The organism is Thioalbus denitrificans (assembly GCF_003337735.1).
Taxonomy (GTDB): domain Bacteria; phylum Pseudomonadota; class Gammaproteobacteria; order DSM-26407; family DSM-26407; genus Thioalbus; species Thioalbus denitrificans.
The window spans coordinates 49,620-68,350 of record NZ_QPJY01000016.1; the positions used below are offsets into that span (position 1 = coordinate 49,620).

Here is an 18,731-nt window from a genome sequence, read left to right on the forward strand (position 1 = left end):
GTCTGATGGCCCGGTCAAGATAAAAAACGTGAATAGACAGGATTCACGGGATTTACGGACTTAAGCCTCTCTGCGTCTTCAGGTGAGGTGTGCGTTCGCAGCGGCAGTTCCTGCTGCGCAGCCATCTGCAGGCACCACGATATATCTGCGTAATCCGTGTAATCTGCGGGTAAAAGTCTTTTTGTCCTGGAATCCTGTCCATCCTGTAAATCCTGTCTATTAACTACTGTAGGTGTTTCCGATCGGAGCGAGGCGGCGATGCGACTCTACCTGGCGCAGCATGGCGACGCGGTACCCGAGGCGGAGGATGGCAAGCGGCCCCTGAGCGAGCGGGGGCGCGCGGACGTGGCGCGGCTGGCGGAGTTCCTGCAGCGGGCCGGGGTGCGGGCCGGGCACGTGCACCACAGCGGCAAGCTGCGGGCGCGGCAGACCGCGGAGCGGCTGGCCGAGGCGGTGATGCCCGGGGGGCGGACCACCGTGGTGGCGGACATCGCCCCCAACGATCCCGTCGCGCCCCTGGCCGAGCTGGCCGGGCGCTGGAGCGTGGACACCCTGGTGGTGGGCCACATGCCCTTCGTGGGGCGCCTCGCGGCGCGCCTGCTGACCGGCCGCGAGGAGCCCCCGGTGGCGGCCTTCCGCCCGGGCGCGCTGGTCTGCCTGGAGCGGGATGCCGCCGGCGCCTGGCGGATCGCCTGGATGGTGGCGCCGGAGCTGCTCTCCCCGCCGGGATGAAAGGGACACCGCCGTCGTCCCTGCCGGCCGGCTGTGTCGCCGATGAACCGGCTATGCCCGCGCCCGGTCCAGGCACCAGGACGGTGCCGCCGCCCGCCTTCCCGAACCGGGATGGTGCGGCGGGGCGCCCGGGGGGCGGTGCGCCGACCGGCCTGAACCGGCGCCGGGGTGCGGCCCGCCCGTGGGGCGCTGGTCCGGCACGCAATTTGCTGGATTTCACGGAACGCGGATTCGACACAGGCGGGAACCGCTGCCATCGATCCGCCGACCTGCTGCGCAGGTTCTTTCCCGGAGCACCGCACATGAACCAAAGGCATCGCCTGAACGCCGTGCCGGCGAACTACCTGGGCCTATGGGGCCGGATCTCGCTGGAGGACGACCGGGGGCTGGATACCGCTTCCCAGGTGGTGTGGCTGCAGTCCCGCAGCTTCTGCTGCGATCTGCGCGTGCCGGCGGAGCGGCCCGATTTCAGCGGGGTGGAGAGCCTCGATGGGTGCACTGACAGGCAGCTGCGCTGGCTGATGGGACAGCAGGGCTTCGCCGGCCAGCTGCTGGTGGAGGAGAGCACCTGCCACTGGCTGCGGGCCATAGACTTCCAGCCGGATCGCGCCCTGAGGGATGTGGGCCGCATGCGCTTCTCGCCGGACTACGTGGTCGAAGAGGGGGTGCATGCCCCGTACCGGGAGGTGTGGCGCCGCCTGCCCCCGGCGAGCGGCGAGCAGGCGGTGCTGGAACTGATGCCCGAGGACGGCGATCTGCGCCGCAGTTTCCTGGTGGTGGTGGGCGACTGGTTCATGTACGCCCGGGAACGGGGCTGGCGTCCGCCCCAGGCGCCGGATCTCGCCCACCTGGTGGACGCGGCGCCCGAACGGCGCGCGCTGCTGCTGCGGCTGGCGGACTTCGAGATCAGCTTCGGCCTGCGCCGCGGCGGGATGGGGCCCTGGGAGATCCGGCTCTCCACCCTGCCGTTCCGCGAAGGCCGCTCCCTGGACCTGGCTGGCCGGTTGTCCCCCGCCCGGCGGGAATCCGGCGGGCTCTACTGCCACGAGACGACGGGCGCGGGCCGTCGGCGCTGGCGGGTGATGGAGTGGAGCGGCGGGTTCCAGTGGGCCTGAAACCGGTACAATAGCCGCCGCTCCCCGGACTCCCGCCGGGCCAGTCGAGGTCAATTGCGTGCGCAAGTCGTTGCCGGTCGCGGTCCTGGTGCTGAGCGCGATCATGTGGGGCCTTACCTGGTGGCCCCTGAAGCATTTCCACCAGCAGGGGCTGCAGGGGCCGCTGCTGATCCTGCTTGGCTACGGCGTGGTGGCGCTGGTGCTGCTGCCGTGGCTGTGGCGCGAGCGCGCGGCCTGGCGGCGGGAAGCCCGCTACATGTGGCTGATGCTGCTGCTGGGCGGCTGGGCCAACCTGGCGTTCGCCGGCGCCATGATCTACGGCGAGGTGGTCCGGGCGATGATGCTCTTCTACCTCGCGCCGGTCTGGGGCGTGCTCGGCGGCCGGCTGTTCCTGCGCGAGCCCATCGACCGCCGGCGCGGGCTCGGCCTGGGACTGGCGCTGGCCGGCGCCTTCCTGGTGCTGGGCGGCTGGGAGATCCTGCGCCAGCCGCCCGCGGCGCTGGATCTCCTGGCCCTCAGCGCCGGCATGGCCTTCGCGCTCAACAACATCACCTGCCGCGCCGCCCAGGCGGTTCCCGTCACCAGCAAGAGCGCCATCAACTTTCTCGGCGTCGGCCTGATGGCGCTGGCCGTGGTCCTCACCCAGGGGCTGCCGCTGCCGCCGCTCTCCCTCTCCACCTGGGGCTGGCTGCTGTTCTTCGCGCTGGGCTGGCTGCTGCTGGCCACCGTCTCGGCGCTGTGGGCGGTGACCCACCTGGAGGCGGGCCGCGCCGCGGTCATCCTCATCGTGGAGCTGCTGGCCGCGGTGGTCTCCGCCACCCTCGTCGGCGGCGAGACCCTCGCGGCCAACGAATGGGCCGGGGGTGCCCTCATCCTCGCCGCCGCCGTGCTGGAGTCGCGGCGTGGCGGGGAGCACCTGGAACCGGTGATTCCCCCCGCGGCGGAGCGGGTGTGACCGGCGCTCCCAACCGCCGCTGAGGCCGGAGCGCCCGCTCCGGCACCCCGCCCCAAATCCGCTCATCCGTCCCTGCCCGTGCACCCGGGTGGTGCGCCCCCGGCCCGCGCCGCCCCGGCTCCGCTTGCGGAATCCGGCGAGCAACCAGTTGTATTGACGGGCTATTCGCTGATTCATTCCAGTTGGCACAGCCCTTGCCCTGTCGTTAATACCAATTTCCCATTTCGTATTAACAAGAGGGCTCACCATGAAAATCAGTGTCCGCAGGATGTTCGGCGCGCTGGCCGGCGCCATGCTGCTGGGGGCGTCCGCGCTGGCGTCCGCAGAACCGTTGAAGATCGGCTACAGCGACTGGCCCGGCTGGGTCGCCTGGGAGGTGGCCATCGAGAAGCAGTGGTTCAAGGAGGCCGGGGTCGAGGTGAAGTTCGAGTGGTTCGACTACGTGGCCTCCATGGACGCCTTCGCCGCCGGCCAGCTCGACGCCGTCACCATGACCAACGGCGACGCCCTGGTCACCGGCGCCACCGGCGCCAAGAGCGTGATGATCATCATCAACGACTACAGCAACGGCAACGACATGATCGTGGGCGCGCCGGGCGTCGAGTCCATCGCCGATCTCAAGGGCAGGAAGGTGGGCGTGGAGATCGGCTTCGTGGATCACCTGCTGCTGCTCAACGGCCTGGCGAAGGCCGGCCTGACCGAGGCGGACGTGGAACTGGTGAACGTCCCCACCAACGAGACTCCGCAGGTGCTGGCCTCCGGTGACGTGGCGGCCATCGGCGCCTGGCAGCCCAACTCCGGCATGGCGCTGAAGCTGGTGGCCGGCTCCAGTCCCATCTACACCAGCGCCGACGAACCCGGCCTCATCTACGACGTGCTCGCCGTCTCCCCCGAGAGCCTCTCCGCCCGCCGCGACGAGTGGCGGAAGGTGGTGGATGTCTGGTACCGGGTGGTGGACTACATCCTCGACCCCGAGACCCACGCCGATGCGGTGCGCATCATGGCATCGCGGGTGGGCGTGTCGCCCGCGGAGTACGAATCCTTCATCAACGGCACCCGGATCCTGACCCTGGACGAGGCGAAACAGTTCTTCGTCAAGGGCGAGGGCTTCGGCTCCCTCTACGGCTCCTCGAAGATCGTCGACGAGTTCAACCTCGCCAACGACGTCTACAAGGATGCCCAGGACGTGGACGCCTACATCGACGGTTCCCTCACCAACGCCCGGTAAGCCGCCCAGGAGCGCGTCCACCGGCACCGGATCAGCAGCGTGGAGACGAGATTGATGACCAGCCAGCCATGGTTCGCCGCCCGCAGGGAACTGGCGCCCAACCGGCGCCTCACCCTCGCGATCATGAGCTTCGTCCTGCCGCTGCTGGTCTGGTGCCTGGTGAGCTACGTGCCCTTCATCTGGCATCCCATGGTGGAGGTGAGCGATCCGGGGGCGGTCTCCTACTTCAAGCCGGGGATGCTGGTGGAGCGGGAGGTCTTCGACCGGGAGCGGGAGAAGGTGCGCGGGGAGGGCGCTGCGCTGCCCGCGGGCGAGCCGGCCAACCCGGTCTACCTGCCGGCGCCCCACCAGGTGGCCCGGGCGATGTTCACCGCCTTCACCACCGAGCCCCAGCGGCGCAACGAGAAGTGGCTGCACGAGAGCCTCGGCGACAGCATCACGGTCATCGCCCTGGGGTTCCTCATCTCCTCGCTCATCGGTGTGCCGCTGGGGATCCTGGCCGGAACCTACGACGCCGTCTCACGGCTCAACGAGCCGTTCATCGAGTTCTTCCGCTACCTCCCGGCGCCCGCCTTCGGCGCCCTGGCGGTGGCGGTGCTCGGCATCCATGAAGCGCCCAAGATCGCCATCATCTTCATCGGCACCTTCTTCCAGCAGGTGCTGGTGGTCTCCAACACCACCCGCAAGATCGACCCCTCGCTCCTGGAAGCGGCCATGACCCTCGGGGCTAAGCGGCTGAACCTGCTGTTCCGGGTGGTGATCCCGGGCATCATCACCGACCTCTACAAGGACCTTCGCATCCTGCTCGGGTGGGCGTGGACCTACCTCATCGTCGCCGAGATGATCGGCACCAGCTCCGGCATCACCTGGTTCATCACCCAGCAGGCCCGCTACAAGAACTTCGAGAACGTCTACGCCGCCATCATCATGATCGGCATCATCGGGCTCTCCACCGACCTGGTGCTCGCCTGGCTGGGGCGGCGCATCTTCCCCTGGCAGCGCGCCTCCGCGGCCTGATGGAACGGGCGTTCCACAAGAACGGGACATTCCCATGAGCCATATCGAGCTGCCCAGCTACCTCGACCAGTCCGAGGCCGTCCGCGAGCGCTTCACCCGCCTGAAGCAGCGCCCGGTGATCCTGGAGGTGAAGGGGCTGGGCAAGGATTTCGAGTCGCCCCAGGGCCGGGTCACCGCCCTGCGCGACATCAACTTCAAGACCCACCGGCGCGAGTTCGTCTGCGTCATCGGGCCCTCCGGCTGCGGCAAGTCCACCCTGGTGCGCATTCTCGCCGGGCTGGAGAGCCACAGCAGCGGCGAGGTGCTGCTGGACGGCCGGCCGGTGCACGGCCCCGGCCCCGACCGCGGCATGGTGTTCCAGGGCTACACCCTGTTTCCCTGGCTCACGGTGAAGCAGAACGTGATGTTCGGCCTCAAGATGTCCAGGCGCACCGGCATGGAGGACCAGGAGGCGATGCAGTGGATCGACCTGGTGGGCCTGGCCAGGTTCGCCGACAGCTACCCGCACCAGCTCTCCGGCGGCATGAAGCAGCGCGTGGCCATCGCCCGGGCGCTCGCCAACCAGCCGCGGGTGCTGCTGATGGACGAGCCGTTCGGCGCCCTGGACGCCCAGACCCGCGCCCGCATGCAGGCCTACCTGCTCGACATCTGGAAGAACATCGACATCACCATCGTCTTCATCACCCACGATCTCGACGAGGCCATCTACCTGGCCGACCGCATCCTGGTGCTGAAGGCCCACCCGGGCGAGGTGCAGGAGCTCATCGAGGTGCCCGTGCCCCACCCGCGCAACCCGGACCAGTTCCTCAGCCCCGGGTTCCTCGCCACCAAGGCGCGCCTGGAGGCCCTGATCCACCCGCCACAGTCGGAGGAGACGGGTCTCAGCGAGGATCACCTGAACCTGGTGCGCATGGTGCCGCTGGACGACGAGGTGAGCGATGTCTATTGAAGCGCGCCTCAACGACTGGCACACCCTCACCTGGGAGGAGATCGGCCGCCTGCCGGCGGCGGGCATCGACGGGGCCCTCCTGCCCGTGGGCGCCACCGAGCAGCACGGTCCGCACCTGGGCTGCGGGATGGACACCGAGATCGCCGGGCGGCTGTGCCGCGACGCGGCGGCGCGCACCGGCGTGGCGCTGCTGCCGGCGCTGCCCTACGGCTGCTCCATCGGCCACTCCAGGCGCTGGCCCGGTACCCTGGCGCTGCAGCCCAAGACCCTCATCGACGTGGTCAAGGACATCGGCGACTGGCTCCACGCCTCCGGCTTCCGGCGCCTGTTCCTGGTCAATGGCCACGTCACCAACGCCGCGCCCCTGCGCTGCGCGCTGGAGATGCTGCGCGCCGAGCACGACGGCCTGATGGTGGCGCTGGTCAACAGCGCCGCCATCAGCGAGCGGGTGCGCGCGCGCCACTTCGAGGACGCCGGCGACTGGCACGCCAACGCCGCCGAGACGGCGCTGATGCAGGCCATCGCCCCGGCGCTGGTGCGCGAGGAGCGCATCGAGGCGGCTGACGACCCGGATCGCACCACGGAGAGCGTCTTCGCCCACCCGGTCAACCGCACCAGCCGCAACGGCGTCACCGGTTATCCCAGCCGCGCCAGCGCCGCCGCCGGCGCCGAGCTCTACGCCTGGATGGTGGATGACCTGGCGGAACTGATCACCCGGGGCATGGCCGAGGAGCCGCCCCTGCCCCACTCCTACTTCGAAAAGACCGACGAGAGTTGCTGACATGAAGAGCGCCGAAGAGATCAAGCGGATCCGGGACGAACTGAAGGCCAAGGGGGTGAAGTACTGCCTCGGCGCCTACGTGGACATCCACGGCAACCCCAAGGGCAAGGTGGTGCCCATCGACCACCTGGAGCACATGGCCCATGGCTCGGAGCTCTACACCGGCTATGCGCTGGACGGGCTCGGGCAGAAGCCCAACGACGACGAGATCGCCTCGATGCCGGATCTCGACCACATCATCCAGCTGCCCTGGCAGCCGGAGATGGCGTGGATGCCCGCCGACAACACCTTCCACGGCGAGCCCTACCCCCTCAACGCACGGGTGGCGCTGAAGAAGCAGCTGGAGAAGGCCGCCGCGATGGGCTTCGGGATGAACCTCGGCATCGAGGCGGAGGTGTTCGTGCTGCGCCAGAACGCCGACGGCAGCCTCGCGGTGCCCAACCCCGACGACCGGCTCACCAAGCCCTGCTACGATGCCCGCGGCTTCCTCGACCAGTTCGGCTGGCTCGACCGGATGGCCACCGCCATCAACGCGCTGGGCTGGGACCTCTACTCCTTCGACCACGAGGACGCCAACGGCCAGTTCGAATTCGACTTCAAGTACGCCGACGCGGTCACCTCCTGCGACCGCTACACCTTCCTGCGCCTGATGGCCAAGGAGTTCGCGAAGCAGGAAGGGCTCGTCGCCACCTTCATGCCCAAGCCCTTCGCCGACAAGACCGGCAACGGCGCCCACTTCAACATGTCCCTCTACGACCTGGAGACGGGCAGGAACCTGTTCGCCCGCGACCCGAAGGAGGACCCGCGGGGGCTGGGGCTCACCGAACTGGGCTACCAGTTCATCGCCGGGGTCATCAAGCACGGCAAGGCGCTGTGCGCGGCGTTCGCCCCCACGGTGAACAGCTACAAGCGGCTGGTACGCCAGGGCGACATGCCCTACTTCACCTGGGCGCCGGTGTTCAACTCCTTCGGCTCCAACAACCGCACCAACTCCGTGCGCGTGCCCATGGGCGGCGGCCGCTTCGAGTCGCGCAACGCCGACGGCGCGGTGAACCCCTACCTGGCCGCGGCGCTCGCGCTGGCCGCCGGCCTGGAGGGCATCCGCGAGGGGCTCGATCCCGGCCAGCCCCAGGAGGACAACCTCTACGAGCTGACCGAGGAGGAGCGCGCCGCGCGCGGCATCGAGTTCCTGCCGCGCGACCTGCAGGAGGCGGTGGATGCCTTCGAGGCCGACCCCTTCGTCATCGATGCGCTGGGCCAGGGGCTGCGCGACGAGTTCATCCGCTACAAGCGCCAGGAGTGGAACGCCTATCACCAGACCATCTCGGCCTGGGAGATCGAGCGCTACAGCCACCTGTTCTGATACGGCGCCGGCAACGGAGTGCAAGGAGGGGAGGGCACGGGCATGAGCGGTCACAACGGCAACGGCGGCGTCAGCCGCATCAGCGTCTCCCTGCCGGAGCCGCTGCTGCGGCAGCTCGACGCGATGGTTTCGGAGCGCGGCTTCATGAGCCGATCCCAGGCCATCGCGGAGATGGTGAGCGAGCAGGTGGCGGCCCACAAGCAGGCGCTGGGCAGCGAGATCATGGCCGGCACCATCACCCTGCTCTACGACCACTCCACGCCGAACCTGCAGAAGAGTCTGGCGGATCTCCAGCACGAGCACATCCGCGAGGTGATCAGCTCGCTGCACGTCCACCTCATGCACTCCCAGACCATGGAGGTGATCCTGGTGCAGGGGCCGGCGGCGGCGCTGCAGCTCATCGCCGACGAGATGATCACCCTGCGCGGGGTCATCTCCGGCAAGCTGGAGTTGACCACCACGCTGATCCCGCAACTGCACCTGCCCGCGGAGAAACGCGCCGGCCAGGCGTGATGCACCAGGACCGTGCCGGCCGCGGGGCACTGATCCAGGATGGTGCGCGTGACCCCTGCGCAGGCCTGTTTTTCCGGGGTTCCAGGGCCGTGTCCGGCTGGCACGCGCCTTGCTGTTACCGATGCAGGGTATTACCGAAAACGGAATTGTTAATACCGGGAATCGTTACGAGCCGGGAGTCCCGCGAGGCTCCGAACAGGAGGTGGTTTCAATGCGTGAATCTTCGCCGAGCAGCCCGCTGTGGGAGGAACTGGTGCCGGGCGGGGCCCACTGGTCCGGGGTGCTCCGCCGCGGCACCACCCTGCGCCTGACCGACGTGGGTGGCGGGGCCAATGTCGCCATGCTGCTCTACAACAACGAGGAGAAGCTCGAGCGCTACAACATGGCCGACACCCTCAAGGCGCAGCACACCGCCCACCTCACCGCCGGCTGCGCCTGCTACTCCGACATGGGCCGCGTGCTCTGCTCCATCACCGGCGACAGCGTGGGCTGGCACGATCCCATCGGCGGCGTCTCCAACGCCGCCATGGTGGCGCGCAGGTACGGCGCGCTGAGCTACCAGGAGGCGCGCAACGCCTGCCACCGCAACGGCTACGACAGCCTGCTCAACGAGGTGGCCAAGTACGGACTCGGCCGGCGCGACCTGGTGCCCAACATCAATTTCTTCAGCAAGGTGGTGGTGGACGACGGTGGCAACATGGCCTTCGCCGGCGGCCACTCGCGGGCGGGCGACCACGTGGATCTCCGCTTCGAGATGGAAACCCTGGTGGTGCTCTCCACCTGCCAGCATCCCCTCGATCCGGATCCGGAGTACCGGCCCCGCGACGTGAAGCTCACCGCTTGGTACAGCGGTCCCGCCGGCGCCGACGATCCCTGCCGCAACCGCTGCCCCGAGAACCGGCGCGGCTTCGCCAACACCGATCGGCTCTACCTCTGAGCCCGGCCCGCGCAGCGAACAGGAGAACGACCATGACGACGCAACTGGTGGAGAGCCCGCTCGACCCGGCAGACGCCCTCTGCCGCGAGGTGGTGCCCGCGGGCGAGCCGTGGATGAAGGTGGTGAAGCAGGGGCAGGTGTTCCGCATTCTCGACCTCGAGGGCAACCAGGCGGTGGACACCCTGTTCTACAGCGCCGCCGACCCGGAGGAGCGCTACAGCGCCCAGGACACCATCCGCGGGCAGGGCAACATCTACCTCACCACGGGCACCAAGCTGCTCTCCAACCTCGGCAACGTGATGCTCACCATCACCGCCGACACCTGCGGCCGCCACGACACCCTCGGCGGCGCCTGCTCGGCGGAGAGCAACACGGTGCGCTACGCCCTGGACAAGCGCCACATGCACAGCTGCCGCGACAGCTTCCTGATGGCGCTGGCGCAGTGGGATCGGGGCATGACCAAGCGCGATCTCTCCAGCAACATCAACTTCTTCATGAACGTCCCGGTGACCCCGGCGGGCGGCCTCACCTTCGAGGACGGCATCTCCGCCCCGCTCAAGTACGTGGAGATGCGCGCCGAGATGGACGTGCTGGTGCTGGTCTCCAACTGCCCCCAGCTCAACAACCCCTGCAACGCCTACAACCCCACCCCGGTGGAGATGCTGGTCTGGGATGCGCCGTGACCGGGTTGGAAAGGAACTTGCGTGGAAAGGAATTAACGCCAGGACGCAAAGGCGCCAAGCCGCGAAGAGGGAAGATCCTGTGAGTGTGACGATGGGTGCGGAGCGATGGGCAACCGGGGGCCGGTATGGCCCGGGTGGCTCCCCGCGCAACTCGATTCGCCTTTCTTGACCTGGGTCTTTGCGCCTTCGCGTCTTAGCGTTGAATTAATCGCCGGAGTGGAAGAAGCATGTTCAAGAAGGTCCTGATCGCCAACCGCGGCGCCATCGCCTGCCGCGTCATCCGCACCCTGAAGCGCATGGGCATCAAGTCGGTGGCGGTCTACTCGGAGGCCGATGCCCACTCCCTGCACGTGGCCCAGGCCGACGAGGCGCTGTGCATCGGTCCGGCGCCCGCCTCCCGGAGCTACCTGGATACCGCCCGCATCCTCGCCGCGGCGCGGGAGAGCGGCGCCCAGGCCATCCATCCCGGCTACGGCTTCCTCAGCGAGAACGCGGCCTTCGCCGAGCTCTGCGCCGCCGAGGGCATCGCCTTCATCGGCCCGACGCCGCAGCAGATGCGCGACTTCGGCCTCAAGCACACCGCCCGCGAGCTGGCGCAGATCAACGGCGTTCCGCTGCTGCCGGGCAGCGGGCTGCTGGAGGGGGTGGAGTACGCCCTGGCGGAGGCCGCGCGCATCGGCTACCCGGTGATGCTCAAGAGCACGGCGGGCGGCGGCGGCATCGGCATGCAGCTCTGCCGCGACGAGGCGGAACTGCGCGAGGCCTATCACTCGGTGGAGCGGCTCAGCCGCAACAACTTCGGCCAGGTGGGCATGTTCCTGGAGAAGTTCATCGAGCGCGCCCGCCACATCGAGGTGCAGATCTTCGGCGACGGCGCCGGCCGGGTGGTGGCCCTGGGCGAGCGCGACTGCTCGGTGCAGCGGCGCAACCAGAAGGTGATCGAGGAGACCCCGGCCCCCGGCCTCGACGACGCCCTGCGCGCCCGCCTCCACGCCGCCGCCGTGCGTCTCGGGCGGGCGGTGGGCTACCGGTCGGCGGGGACCGTGGAGTTCATTTTCGACGCCGACACCGACGACTTCCATTTCCTGGAGGTGAACACCCGCCTGCAGGTGGAGCACGGCGTCACCGAGGAGGTCTACGGCGTGGACCTGGTGGAGTGGATGGTGCGCCAGGCCGCCGGGGAGAGCGAGTTCCTCGACAGCTACCGGCCCAACCCCCGGGGCTGGGCCATCCAGGCGCGCCTCTACGCCGAGGACCCGGCCCGCAACTTCCAGCCCAGCGCCGGCCTGCTCACCGAGGCGGACTTCGCCGGGACGGCGCGGGTGGAGACCTGGGTGGAGCGGGGCAGCGAGGTGCCGCCCCACTACGACCCGATGATCGCCAAGATCATCTGCGCCGGCGCCGATCGCGCCGAGGCCCTCGCCAACCTGTCGCGGGCGCTTGCGGCCACGCGGGTGGCGGGCATCGAGACCAACCTCGACTACCTGCGCCAGGTGGTGGCCCACGACACCTTCCGCCGCGGCCGGCAGATCACCGCCTTCCTCGGCGGCTTCCACTACGCCCCCGCCACGGTGGAGGTGCTGGTGCCCGGCACCCAGACCACGGTGCAGGACTGGCCCGGCCGCGTGGGCCACTGGGACGTGGGGGTGCCGCCCTCGGGCCCCATGGATCATCTCGCCTTCCGGCTGGCCAACCGCATTGTCGGCAACGCCGAGGGCGCGCCGGGGCTGGAGCTCACCGTTTCGGGACCGACGCTGCGCTTCAACACCGGGGCGGTCATCGCGCTCACCGGCGCCGACATGCAGGCGGAGCTCAATGGCGGGCCCGTGCCGCGGTGGGCGCCCGTCACGGTCCCCGCCGGCGCGACGCTGCGCCTGAAGGCCGCGGCCGGCCCCGGCACCCGCGCCTATCTCGCCGTGCGCGGCGGCTTCGACGTGCCCGACTACCTGGGCAGCCGCGCCACCTTCACCCTCGGCCAGTTCGGCGGGCATGCCGGGCGCACCCTGCGGGTGGGCGACGTGCTGCACCTGGGCGGCAGCGAGCCGGAGGCCGCGCCGGCGGCGCTGCCCCCCGCGCTGGTGCCCGAGTACACGACCGAGTGGGAGGTGGGCGTGCTCTACGGCCCCCACGGCGCGCCCGACTTCTTCACCGATGAGGACATCGGGATGTTCTTCGGCACCGCCTGGGAGGTGCACTACAACTCCAGCCGCACGGGCGTGCGCCTCATCGGTCCCAAGCCGAAGTGGGCGCGCAGCGACGGCGGCGAGGCGGGGTTGCACCCCTCCAACATCCACGACAACGCCTATGCCATCGGCAGCGTGGACTTCACCGGCGACATGCCGGTGATCCTCGGCCCCGACGGCCCCAGCCTCGGGGGCTTCGTCTGCCCGGCCACCATCGTCCAGGCGGAGCTGTGGAAGCTCGGGCAGCTGAAGCCCGGCGACACGGTGCGCTTCCGTCCCCTGACCCTGGCGGAGGCCAGCCACCGCGAGGCGGTGCAGGCGCGCGAGGTGGCGGCCCTGTCGCAGGCCCCCGAGCGACCCGCGCCCATCCGCCGCGAGGGCGGTCCCGCGGCGCCCGCGGAGGGACCGGTGCTGGCGCGCCTACCGGCCACGGCGGAGCGGGTGGAGGTCACCTACCGCCAGGCGGGCGACCGCTACCTGCTGGTGGAGTACGGCCCGCTGGTGCTGGACCTGGAGCTGCGCTTCCGCGCCCACGCCCTGATGGCGTGGCTGAAGGATCGCAACGTGCCGGGCATCGTCGACCTCACCCCCGGCATCCGCTCCCTGCAGGTGCACTACGACAGCCGTGTGCTCGCCACCGGCGAGCTGCTGGAGACCCTGGTGGCGGCCGAGGCGGAGCTGCCGCCGCTGGACGAGCTGGAGGTGCCGAGCCGCATCGTCCACCTGCCGCTGTCCTGGGACGATCCCGCCACCCGGCTCGCCATCGACAAGTACATGCAGTCGGTGCGCCCCAACGCGCCCTGGTGTCCCAGCAACATCGAGTTCATCCGCCGCATCAACGGGCTGGACTCCATCGACCAGGTGCGGGAGATCCTCTTCAATGCCAGCTACCTGGTGCTGGGCCTGGGCGACGTCTACCTGGGCGCTCCGGTGGCCACGCCGCTGGACCCGCGCCACCGCCTGGTGACCACCAAGTACAACCCCGCGCGCACCTGGACGCCGGAGAACGCCGTGGGCATCGGCGGCGCCTATCTCTGCGTCTACGGCATGGAGGGGCCGGGCGGCTACCAGTTCGTGGGGCGCACGGTGCAGATGTGGAACCGCTACCGCCAGACCGCCGACTTCACCGGCGGCAAGCCGTGGCTGCTGCGCTTCTTCGACCAGATCCGTTTCTACCCGGTGGGCGGCGAAGAGCTGCTGCGCATGCGCGAGGAGTTCATCCAGGGCCGCTTCAGGCTGAAGGTGGAGGAGACCACCTTCAGCCTGCGCGACTACCGCGCTTTCCTCGCCGGGAACAGTGAATCCATCGCCGCCTTCAAGAGCCGCCAGCAGGCCGCCTTCGATGCCGAGCGCGAGCGCTGGGAGCGCGATGGGCAGAGCACCTGGGAGCAGGAGGCCGACGCCGCGCCGGTGGAGGAGGGCGAGCTGCCGCCGGGCTGCCATCCCATCGCCAGCCACGTGCCGGGCAGCGTCTGGCAGATCCCCGTGCAGGCCGGCCAGCGGGTCCATGCGGGCCAGGAGCTGGTGATCGTGGAGTCCATGAAGATGGAGATCGCCATCCTCGCCGCCGAGGATGGCGTGGTGGAGTCGGTGCTCTGCCGCGAGGGCGGGCAGGTGGCGGCGGGCCAGAACCTGGTCATCATCCGCGGCGCGACCGCCGCGACAGCGTAGGGAGAGGGCGGCACATGGAGACCCCGGATCTGAACCTGGCGGCGCTGGCCGCCGCCTACCGCGACGGCAGCCTCACCCCCACGCAGGTGGTGGAGCGGGTGCTGGCCCGCATCGAGGCCACCCGCGAGAGCAACGCCTGGATTCACGTGCTCCCGGCCGCGGCGCTGCGGGCGCGGGCCGCCGAGCTGGAGGCGCGCGGTCCCGGGGGGCTGCCCCTCTACGGGGTGCCCTTCGCCATCAAGGACAACATCGACCTGGCGGGCGTGCCCACCACCGCCGCGTGCCCGGAGTTCGCCTACACCCCGGAGCGCTCGGCCGCGGTGGTGGAGCGGCTGCTGGCCGCGGGCGCCATCGCCGTCGGCAAGACCAACCTGGATCAGTTCGCCACCGGGCTGGTGGGCACCCGCTCCCCCTACGGGGCCTGCCGCAACGCCTTCGACCCGGCCTACGTCTCCGGCGGCTCCAGCGCCGGCTCGGCGGTGGCGGTGGCCAACGGCACGGTGGCCTTCGGTCTCGGTACCGACACCGCCGGCTCCGGCCGCGTACCGGCCGCCTTCAACAACCTGGTGGGGCTGAAGCCCACCTGCGGCCTGCTCTCCGGCCGCGGCGTGGTGCCCGCCTGCCGCACCATCGACAGCGTTTCCATCTTCGCCCTCACCGCGGCCGACGCGCGGGCCGTGCTGGACGTGGCCGCGGGCTACGATGGGGAGGATCCCTTCTCGCGCCCGCCGCCCGCGGGCGCCCCGGCGGTGCTGCCCGAGCCCGGCTTCCGTTTCGGCGTGCCGCTGCCCGGGCAGCTGGAATTCTTCGACGATCCTGAGTCCGAGGCCCTCTTCACGCTCGCCGTCTCGCACCTGGAGTCGCTGGGCGGCACCGCGGTGGCGATCGACTTCGCGCCGTTCCTTGAGGCCGCGCGCCTGCTCTACGAGGGCCCCTGGGTGGCGGAGCGCTATGCCGCCATCCGCGCCTTCATCGAGGCCGGTCCGGAGCGGCTGCTCCCGGTCACCCGGCGGATCATCGAGCCGGGCATCGAACCCACCGCCGTGGCCGCCTTCGAGGCCCGCTACCGGCTGGCGGAGTTGAAGCGCGCCGCCGACAGGGTTCTGGCGGGCGTGGACCTCGTCATCACCCCCACCGCCGGGACCATCTACACGATCGCGGCGGTGGAGGCCGACCCCGTCCGCCTCAACAGCAACCTCGGCACCTACACCAACTTCATGAACCTGCTGGACTACAGCGCCGTGGCGGTCCCCGCCGGGTTCCGCCACGACGGGTTGCCGCTGGGCGTGACCCTCTTCGCCCCCGCCTTCCACGACCGCAAGCTGCTGGAGCTGGGCGGCCGCCTGCACCAGGCGGCCGACACCGGCCTCGGCGCCACCGGCCGCCCGCTGCCCGCACTCGCATCCGCGCCCGCGCCCGGGAGCGACGGTGCCCGCCTCGAGATGGTGGTCTGCGGCGCCCACCTCTCGGGCCTGCCGCTGAACCACCAGCTCACCGACCGCGGCGGCCGCCTCCTGGCCCGCACCCGCACCGCCCCCCGCTACCGTTTCTACGCCCTTCCCGGCGGCCCTCCCTTCCGCCCCGGCCTGGTGCGGGTGGAGGAGGGCGGCGGAGCCGTGGAGGTGGAGGTGTGGGACCTTCCCGCCGAGCACTACGGCGGCTTCGTCGCCGGCATCCCCGCGCCGCTCGGCATCGGCACCCTGGAGCTGGAGAACGGCGCCACCGCCCAGGGCTTCCTGTGCGAGGCCTACGCCGTGGCGGGCGCGGAGGAGATTACCGGGCTGGGGAGCTGGCGGCGGTACCTGGAGTTGAAGGGCCCGGGCTGATGGAGGCGGGAAACGGGGAACCGTGCCGGGGCGGCGTCAGCCACCGGCCGGCCGCACCTCAAGGCTTCCGCATCTGGAGGGTCTGCCGGCAGTCCGGCGCCATGGGACTTTCGAACCGCTCGACGGGCCAGGCCGCGGTCGCGGGTTCTCGACGGGCTCAGTCGCCGTCTTGTTGGTGCATGGCCGCCTCGGCAAGCTCCTGCGCCCGCGCAACGGAAATCCCCTGGTGGAAATCGACCGAAAGGGGGTGGGAGGTCTCCTCCAGCTCGATATAGGGCCGGACGCCGCCTTCCCGGGGATGGACCCGCGTTTTCAGCGCGTAGGTGTCCTCGTAGCAGGGCAGGTGGTTGCAGAGCCAGCCGAAGAACCGGTCGGTGGGGTCCGGCGAGTCGTAGGTCTCGGCATAGTGCACGAAGCTCTTCTCGCTCACGGAGACCCACACCCCCCACAGGAACGGCTCGTCGACGCCGTGGATGGGTATCTCCAGGCACGCCCGGATGAAGTAGTGCTCGCCGTCCCCGTCCTCGTACTCGCAGAGATCGGTCCCCAGGTTGCCGTTGTTCCGGACCTCCTCGCTCTGCTCCAGGAAGGGGGCGGGCGCGTCGAAGCTGAAGCTGGGCGATCCCTCGTGTATCTCCCCGCACCTCGAGCACCTGAAGCTGAAAATCGCTGCCATAGTCCGTCATCCTTTCGGGGCGGTCGGAGGGTCAGTCGGCTGTTGCCTGGTATACACCGCAGTCAGCAGTGGTCAGCCTGCATGTGACCATTGTACGCCCTGGGGCAGAAAGGGGCATGACTATCGGCGGTTCAGGCCAATGGGGGAAGCCCCGCCTTGCAGGGGCGGGTGCAGCGGAGACCTGTCAACCGGGAAGGCCGGGGCACGTGTAAGCAGGCCGGGTGCTTGCAGCATGACTTTCAGAGCGGAAATTCATGCTCTAAGCCTTACAGGAAAGGGTTTGAGAGAGCGATTGTCCGTTGAAACAGTTTGTTACGTTGGTCCGACCCCAGTGTCACCAGGTGGGTTGATGGCTCGCTATTGCATTAAAGTAGATAAGGCAATTACTAAAACGCCAGTAATACTCAGGCCTATCAGTGCCCAGATAACACCGATTAAAATGCGTAGTGTTTTTGATATTTTATTTACCCATTGGGCGCTGAATACTAATGACCCGAATGATTCAAGTCCGGCCCAAGATGGCAGCCCTATTAATACAGCGCCGACCCAGAATGTAAGGGTATTATTTTCTACCGGCGCTTTATAGAACCAAAGGCCCAAGCCGGAGCAGAATGATATCAATAGCGCAACTATAGCTATCTTTGAATTTGACTCATTTTTCTCATGATCAAGATAGATATCCATTTTTCATTGCTCATAACGATTGGTTCAGGTGACTGGCAAAGCGGCCCATAGAACGTTGGCGAAAACAGCAAAACCAGCGCCGCTTTGGCGGGTCATCTGGAACCAAGGAACGCCCCTATGGCTCTAGGCATACGGAACAACTGTGGCCCGATGAAGTGGCCCCGGTAATCCCAAAGCTCGTTTGCCAGGGAGTAGAGCTCGGCTGACGTAATCTCCTTGGCGGGCGAATTCGGACGCCCGCCGTTCACGTAATCCACGCGTTCATGCCCTGCGTATATGCGACCATGTACAAATGCATTCCGACGTTCAAAGAGGTCTACGGCCCCTTCCAGCGCTTCAGGCAAACCATCGAGTTCGCTGCTCTTCAGCTTACGAACGACTTTCGCCGCATGCTTGAGTTTTCGGCTGATTGGCCAACGCTGCTTGTTTTCGCCGAAAGGCTCAACAGGAGAAGTAAACCGCAAGATGTCGTCGACATCTTCCTCTAGCCAAGCAGCATACATAGTGACGAAGCCAAGCCCTCGAACAATATCGCCGTCATTAGCTACAGGCATTGTTTCTGCTCCTAAAATATAAGCAGGCCGGGTGCTTGCAGCATGACTTTCAGGGCGGAAATTCATGCTCTAAGCCTTTCAGGAAAGGGTTTGAGAGAGCGATTGTCCGTTGAAACAGTTTGTTACGTGGGTCCGACCCCAGTGTCAGGCGCAGGTGATCCCAGAACACCACTGCGCGTGATCCTCCTCCTACACGGCGCTTGATCCATTCGCCCGGGGCGCCGTGATCTTTACGCCATGACCTGTGTGTAATGGACAGTGCAACTGGTTATGCCTTTCACTCGATATACGCATTTAGAGTGAACCAGCGCAGAGCCATAGCACTGCCAACAAACAACGGCAATATTAGCCACCAATACATGAGGTAGCTGAACACCATAACCATAACCCCAGAGCCAAGTACGTTTACCAATAACCCGAAAAAGCCCAGCTCTGTAATTGCTTCCATTCCATCCAATTGGGTGAGGCCAAATATGCCTGCGCTTATAAAGATTGTGAAAGTTGCTACGACGATTCCGAACAGAACCTGATTGAATACTGACAGCTTATTTCTGGTGAATAGAGTAGGAACTAAGAAGCGTGACCAAAACAGCGCTACGATGGTCGTGATTAGCACGGCGCTGATAATGCCGTATGTGTTCGCCGCAAGATTTTGGGACGCGATCACATAGCTACTCACAGCCGCTGCTATCGCAAAGACTGCTGAATAAGCCCACATCTTTTTCGTTTCACTCGTCATCGGCTTTTATTAGGCATAACGTCATGGGGGAGTTGCGCCGCCTTTTGGCGTCAACTTGACCCTTTTGTTAGGGCTCTTAAGTGCCCAACGTTTTTTAGTTTTGATGTGTCTTTTACTACTGGTGT

At 67.8% G+C, this 18,731-nt stretch carries 17 protein-coding genes; 13 read left to right on the plus strand and 4 right to left on the minus strand.

The window, feature by feature from the left end:
• Positions 1-258: 258 nt before the first annotated feature.
• From sixA to atzF, 13 genes are all read left to right on the plus strand, one after another.
• A complete protein-coding gene (sixA, locus tag DFQ59_RS18485) occupies positions 259-732 on the plus strand; it encodes a phosphohistidine phosphatase SixA (RefSeq protein ID WP_114281216.1) in 474 nt (157 codons plus the stop codon).
• A gap of 302 nt (positions 733-1,034) precedes the next feature.
• Positions 1,035-1,847: a hypothetical protein gene (locus DFQ59_RS18490; RefSeq protein WP_114281217.1), complete on the plus strand. Its 813-nt coding sequence runs from the start codon at positions 1,035-1,037 to the stop codon at positions 1,845-1,847.
• Between the two features lie 58 nt (positions 1,848-1,905).
• Entirely contained in the window at positions 1,906-2,802 is an 897-nt protein-coding gene (locus DFQ59_RS18495) for a DMT family transporter (protein ID WP_211315003.1), read from the plus strand.
• Between the two features lie 247 nt (positions 2,803-3,049).
• Positions 3,050-4,030, plus strand: coding sequence for an ABC transporter substrate-binding protein (locus DFQ59_RS18500; RefSeq protein WP_114281218.1), 981 nt, complete (start codon positions 3,050-3,052; stop codon positions 4,028-4,030).
• 54 nt (positions 4,031-4,084) lie between these two features.
• Positions 4,085-5,047 (plus strand): ABC transporter permease, encoded by a 963-nt coding sequence (locus tag DFQ59_RS18505; RefSeq protein WP_114281219.1) that lies wholly within the window; start codon positions 4,085-4,087, stop codon positions 5,045-5,047.
• Positions 5,048-5,081: 34 nt separating this feature from the next.
• Positions 5,082-5,996 (plus strand): ABC transporter ATP-binding protein, encoded by a 915-nt coding sequence (locus DFQ59_RS18510; protein ID WP_114281220.1) that lies wholly within the window; start codon positions 5,082-5,084, stop codon positions 5,994-5,996.
• Positions 5,986-6,777, plus strand: a complete 792-nt coding sequence (locus DFQ59_RS18515; protein ID WP_114281221.1) for a creatininase family protein — start codon at positions 5,986-5,988, stop codon at positions 6,775-6,777. The genes DFQ59_RS18510 and DFQ59_RS18515 overlap by 11 nt, the downstream gene beginning before the upstream one ends.
• A 1-nt stretch (position 6,778) precedes the next feature.
• Positions 6,779-8,140, plus strand: a complete 1,362-nt coding sequence (glnT, locus tag DFQ59_RS18520) for a type III glutamate--ammonia ligase (protein WP_114281222.1) — start codon at positions 6,779-6,781, stop codon at positions 8,138-8,140.
• 42 nt (positions 8,141-8,182) lie between these two features.
• Positions 8,183-8,653, plus strand: a complete 471-nt coding sequence (nikR, locus tag DFQ59_RS18525; RefSeq protein ID WP_114281223.1) for a nickel-responsive transcriptional regulator NikR — start codon at positions 8,183-8,185, stop codon at positions 8,651-8,653.
• Positions 8,654-8,864: 211 nt separating this feature from the next.
• On the plus strand, positions 8,865-9,590 hold the full coding sequence (locus tag DFQ59_RS18530) for an urea amidolyase associated protein UAAP1 (protein ID WP_114281224.1): 726 nt from the start codon (positions 8,865-8,867) through the stop codon (positions 9,588-9,590).
• A 32-nt stretch (positions 9,591-9,622) separates the two neighbouring features.
• Entirely contained in the window at positions 9,623-10,273 is a 651-nt protein-coding gene (locus tag DFQ59_RS18535) for an urea amidolyase associated protein UAAP2 (RefSeq protein ID WP_114281225.1), read from the plus strand.
• Between the two features lie 227 nt (positions 10,274-10,500).
• Positions 10,501-14,127: an urea carboxylase gene (gene uca, locus DFQ59_RS18540; protein WP_114281226.1), complete on the plus strand. Its 3,627-nt coding sequence runs from the start codon at positions 10,501-10,503 to the stop codon at positions 14,125-14,127.
• A gap of 14 nt (positions 14,128-14,141) precedes the next feature.
• Positions 14,142-15,953: an allophanate hydrolase gene (gene atzF, locus DFQ59_RS18545; RefSeq protein ID WP_114281227.1), complete on the plus strand. Its 1,812-nt coding sequence runs from the start codon at positions 14,142-14,144 to the stop codon at positions 15,951-15,953.
• A 157-nt stretch (positions 15,954-16,110) separates the two neighbouring features.
• Here the strand turns inward: atzF and DFQ59_RS18550 are convergent, their stop codons facing one another.
• From DFQ59_RS18550 to DFQ59_RS18560, 4 genes are all read right to left on the minus strand, one after another.
• Positions 16,111-16,629: a DUF2199 domain-containing protein gene (locus tag DFQ59_RS18550; RefSeq protein WP_114281228.1), complete on the minus strand. Its 519-nt coding sequence runs from the start codon at positions 16,627-16,629 to the stop codon at positions 16,111-16,113.
• Positions 16,630-16,986: 357 nt separating this feature from the next.
• Complete coding sequence (locus DFQ59_RS19655) at positions 16,987-17,313, minus strand: hypothetical protein (protein WP_147275285.1); 327 nt, start codon at positions 17,311-17,313, stop codon at positions 16,987-16,989.
• Between the two features lie 92 nt (positions 17,314-17,405).
• Complete coding sequence (locus DFQ59_RS19660) at positions 17,406-17,933, minus strand: hypothetical protein (protein WP_147275286.1); 528 nt, start codon at positions 17,931-17,933, stop codon at positions 17,406-17,408.
• A 211-nt stretch (positions 17,934-18,144) separates the two neighbouring features.
• Positions 18,145-18,606 (minus strand): hypothetical protein, encoded by a 462-nt coding sequence (locus DFQ59_RS18560; RefSeq protein ID WP_147275287.1) that lies wholly within the window; start codon positions 18,604-18,606, stop codon positions 18,145-18,147.
• Between the last annotated feature and the right edge of the window lie 125 nt (positions 18,607-18,731).

Excerpts from the sequence above, each read along its gene's own strand:
- sixA (WP_114281216.1), top strand. The coding sequence starts at position 259 with ATGCGACTCTACCTGGCGCAGCATGGCGACGCGGTACCCGAGGCGGAG.
- DFQ59_RS18490 (WP_114281217.1), top strand. The coding sequence starts at position 1,035 with ATGAACCAAAGGCATCGCCTGAACGCCGTGCCGGCGAACTACCTGGGC.
- DFQ59_RS18500 (WP_114281218.1), top strand. The coding sequence starts at position 3,050 with ATGAAAATCAGTGTCCGCAGGATGTTCGGCGCGCTGGCCGGCGCCATG.
- DFQ59_RS18505 (WP_114281219.1), top strand. The coding sequence starts at position 4,085 with ATGACCAGCCAGCCATGGTTCGCCGCCCGCAGGGAACTGGCGCCCAAC.
- DFQ59_RS18510 (WP_114281220.1), top strand. The coding sequence starts at position 5,082 with ATGAGCCATATCGAGCTGCCCAGCTACCTCGACCAGTCCGAGGCCGTC.
- DFQ59_RS18515 (WP_114281221.1), top strand. The coding sequence starts at position 5,986 with ATGTCTATTGAAGCGCGCCTCAACGACTGGCACACCCTCACCTGGGAG.
- glnT (WP_114281222.1), top strand. The coding sequence starts at position 6,779 with ATGAAGAGCGCCGAAGAGATCAAGCGGATCCGGGACGAACTGAAGGCC.
- nikR (WP_114281223.1), top strand. The coding sequence starts at position 8,183 with ATGAGCGGTCACAACGGCAACGGCGGCGTCAGCCGCATCAGCGTCTCC.
- DFQ59_RS18530 (WP_114281224.1), top strand. The coding sequence starts at position 8,865 with ATGCGTGAATCTTCGCCGAGCAGCCCGCTGTGGGAGGAACTGGTGCCG.
- DFQ59_RS18535 (WP_114281225.1), top strand. The coding sequence starts at position 9,623 with ATGACGACGCAACTGGTGGAGAGCCCGCTCGACCCGGCAGACGCCCTC.
- uca (WP_114281226.1), top strand. The coding sequence starts at position 10,501 with ATGTTCAAGAAGGTCCTGATCGCCAACCGCGGCGCCATCGCCTGCCGC.
- atzF (WP_114281227.1), top strand. The coding sequence starts at position 14,142 with ATGGAGACCCCGGATCTGAACCTGGCGGCGCTGGCCGCCGCCTACCGC.
- DFQ59_RS18550 (WP_114281228.1), bottom strand. The coding sequence starts at position 16,629 with ATGGCAGCGATTTTCAGCTTCAGGTGCTCGAGGTGCGGGGAGATACAC.
- DFQ59_RS19655 (WP_147275285.1), bottom strand. The coding sequence starts at position 17,313 with ATGGATATCTATCTTGATCATGAGAAAAATGAGTCAAATTCAAAGATA.
- DFQ59_RS19660 (WP_147275286.1), bottom strand. The coding sequence starts at position 17,933 with ATGAATTTCCGCCCTGAAAGTCATGCTGCAAGCACCCGGCCTGCTTAT.
- DFQ59_RS18560 (WP_147275287.1), bottom strand. The coding sequence starts at position 18,606 with ATGACGAGTGAAACGAAAAAGATGTGGGCTTATTCAGCAGTCTTTGCG.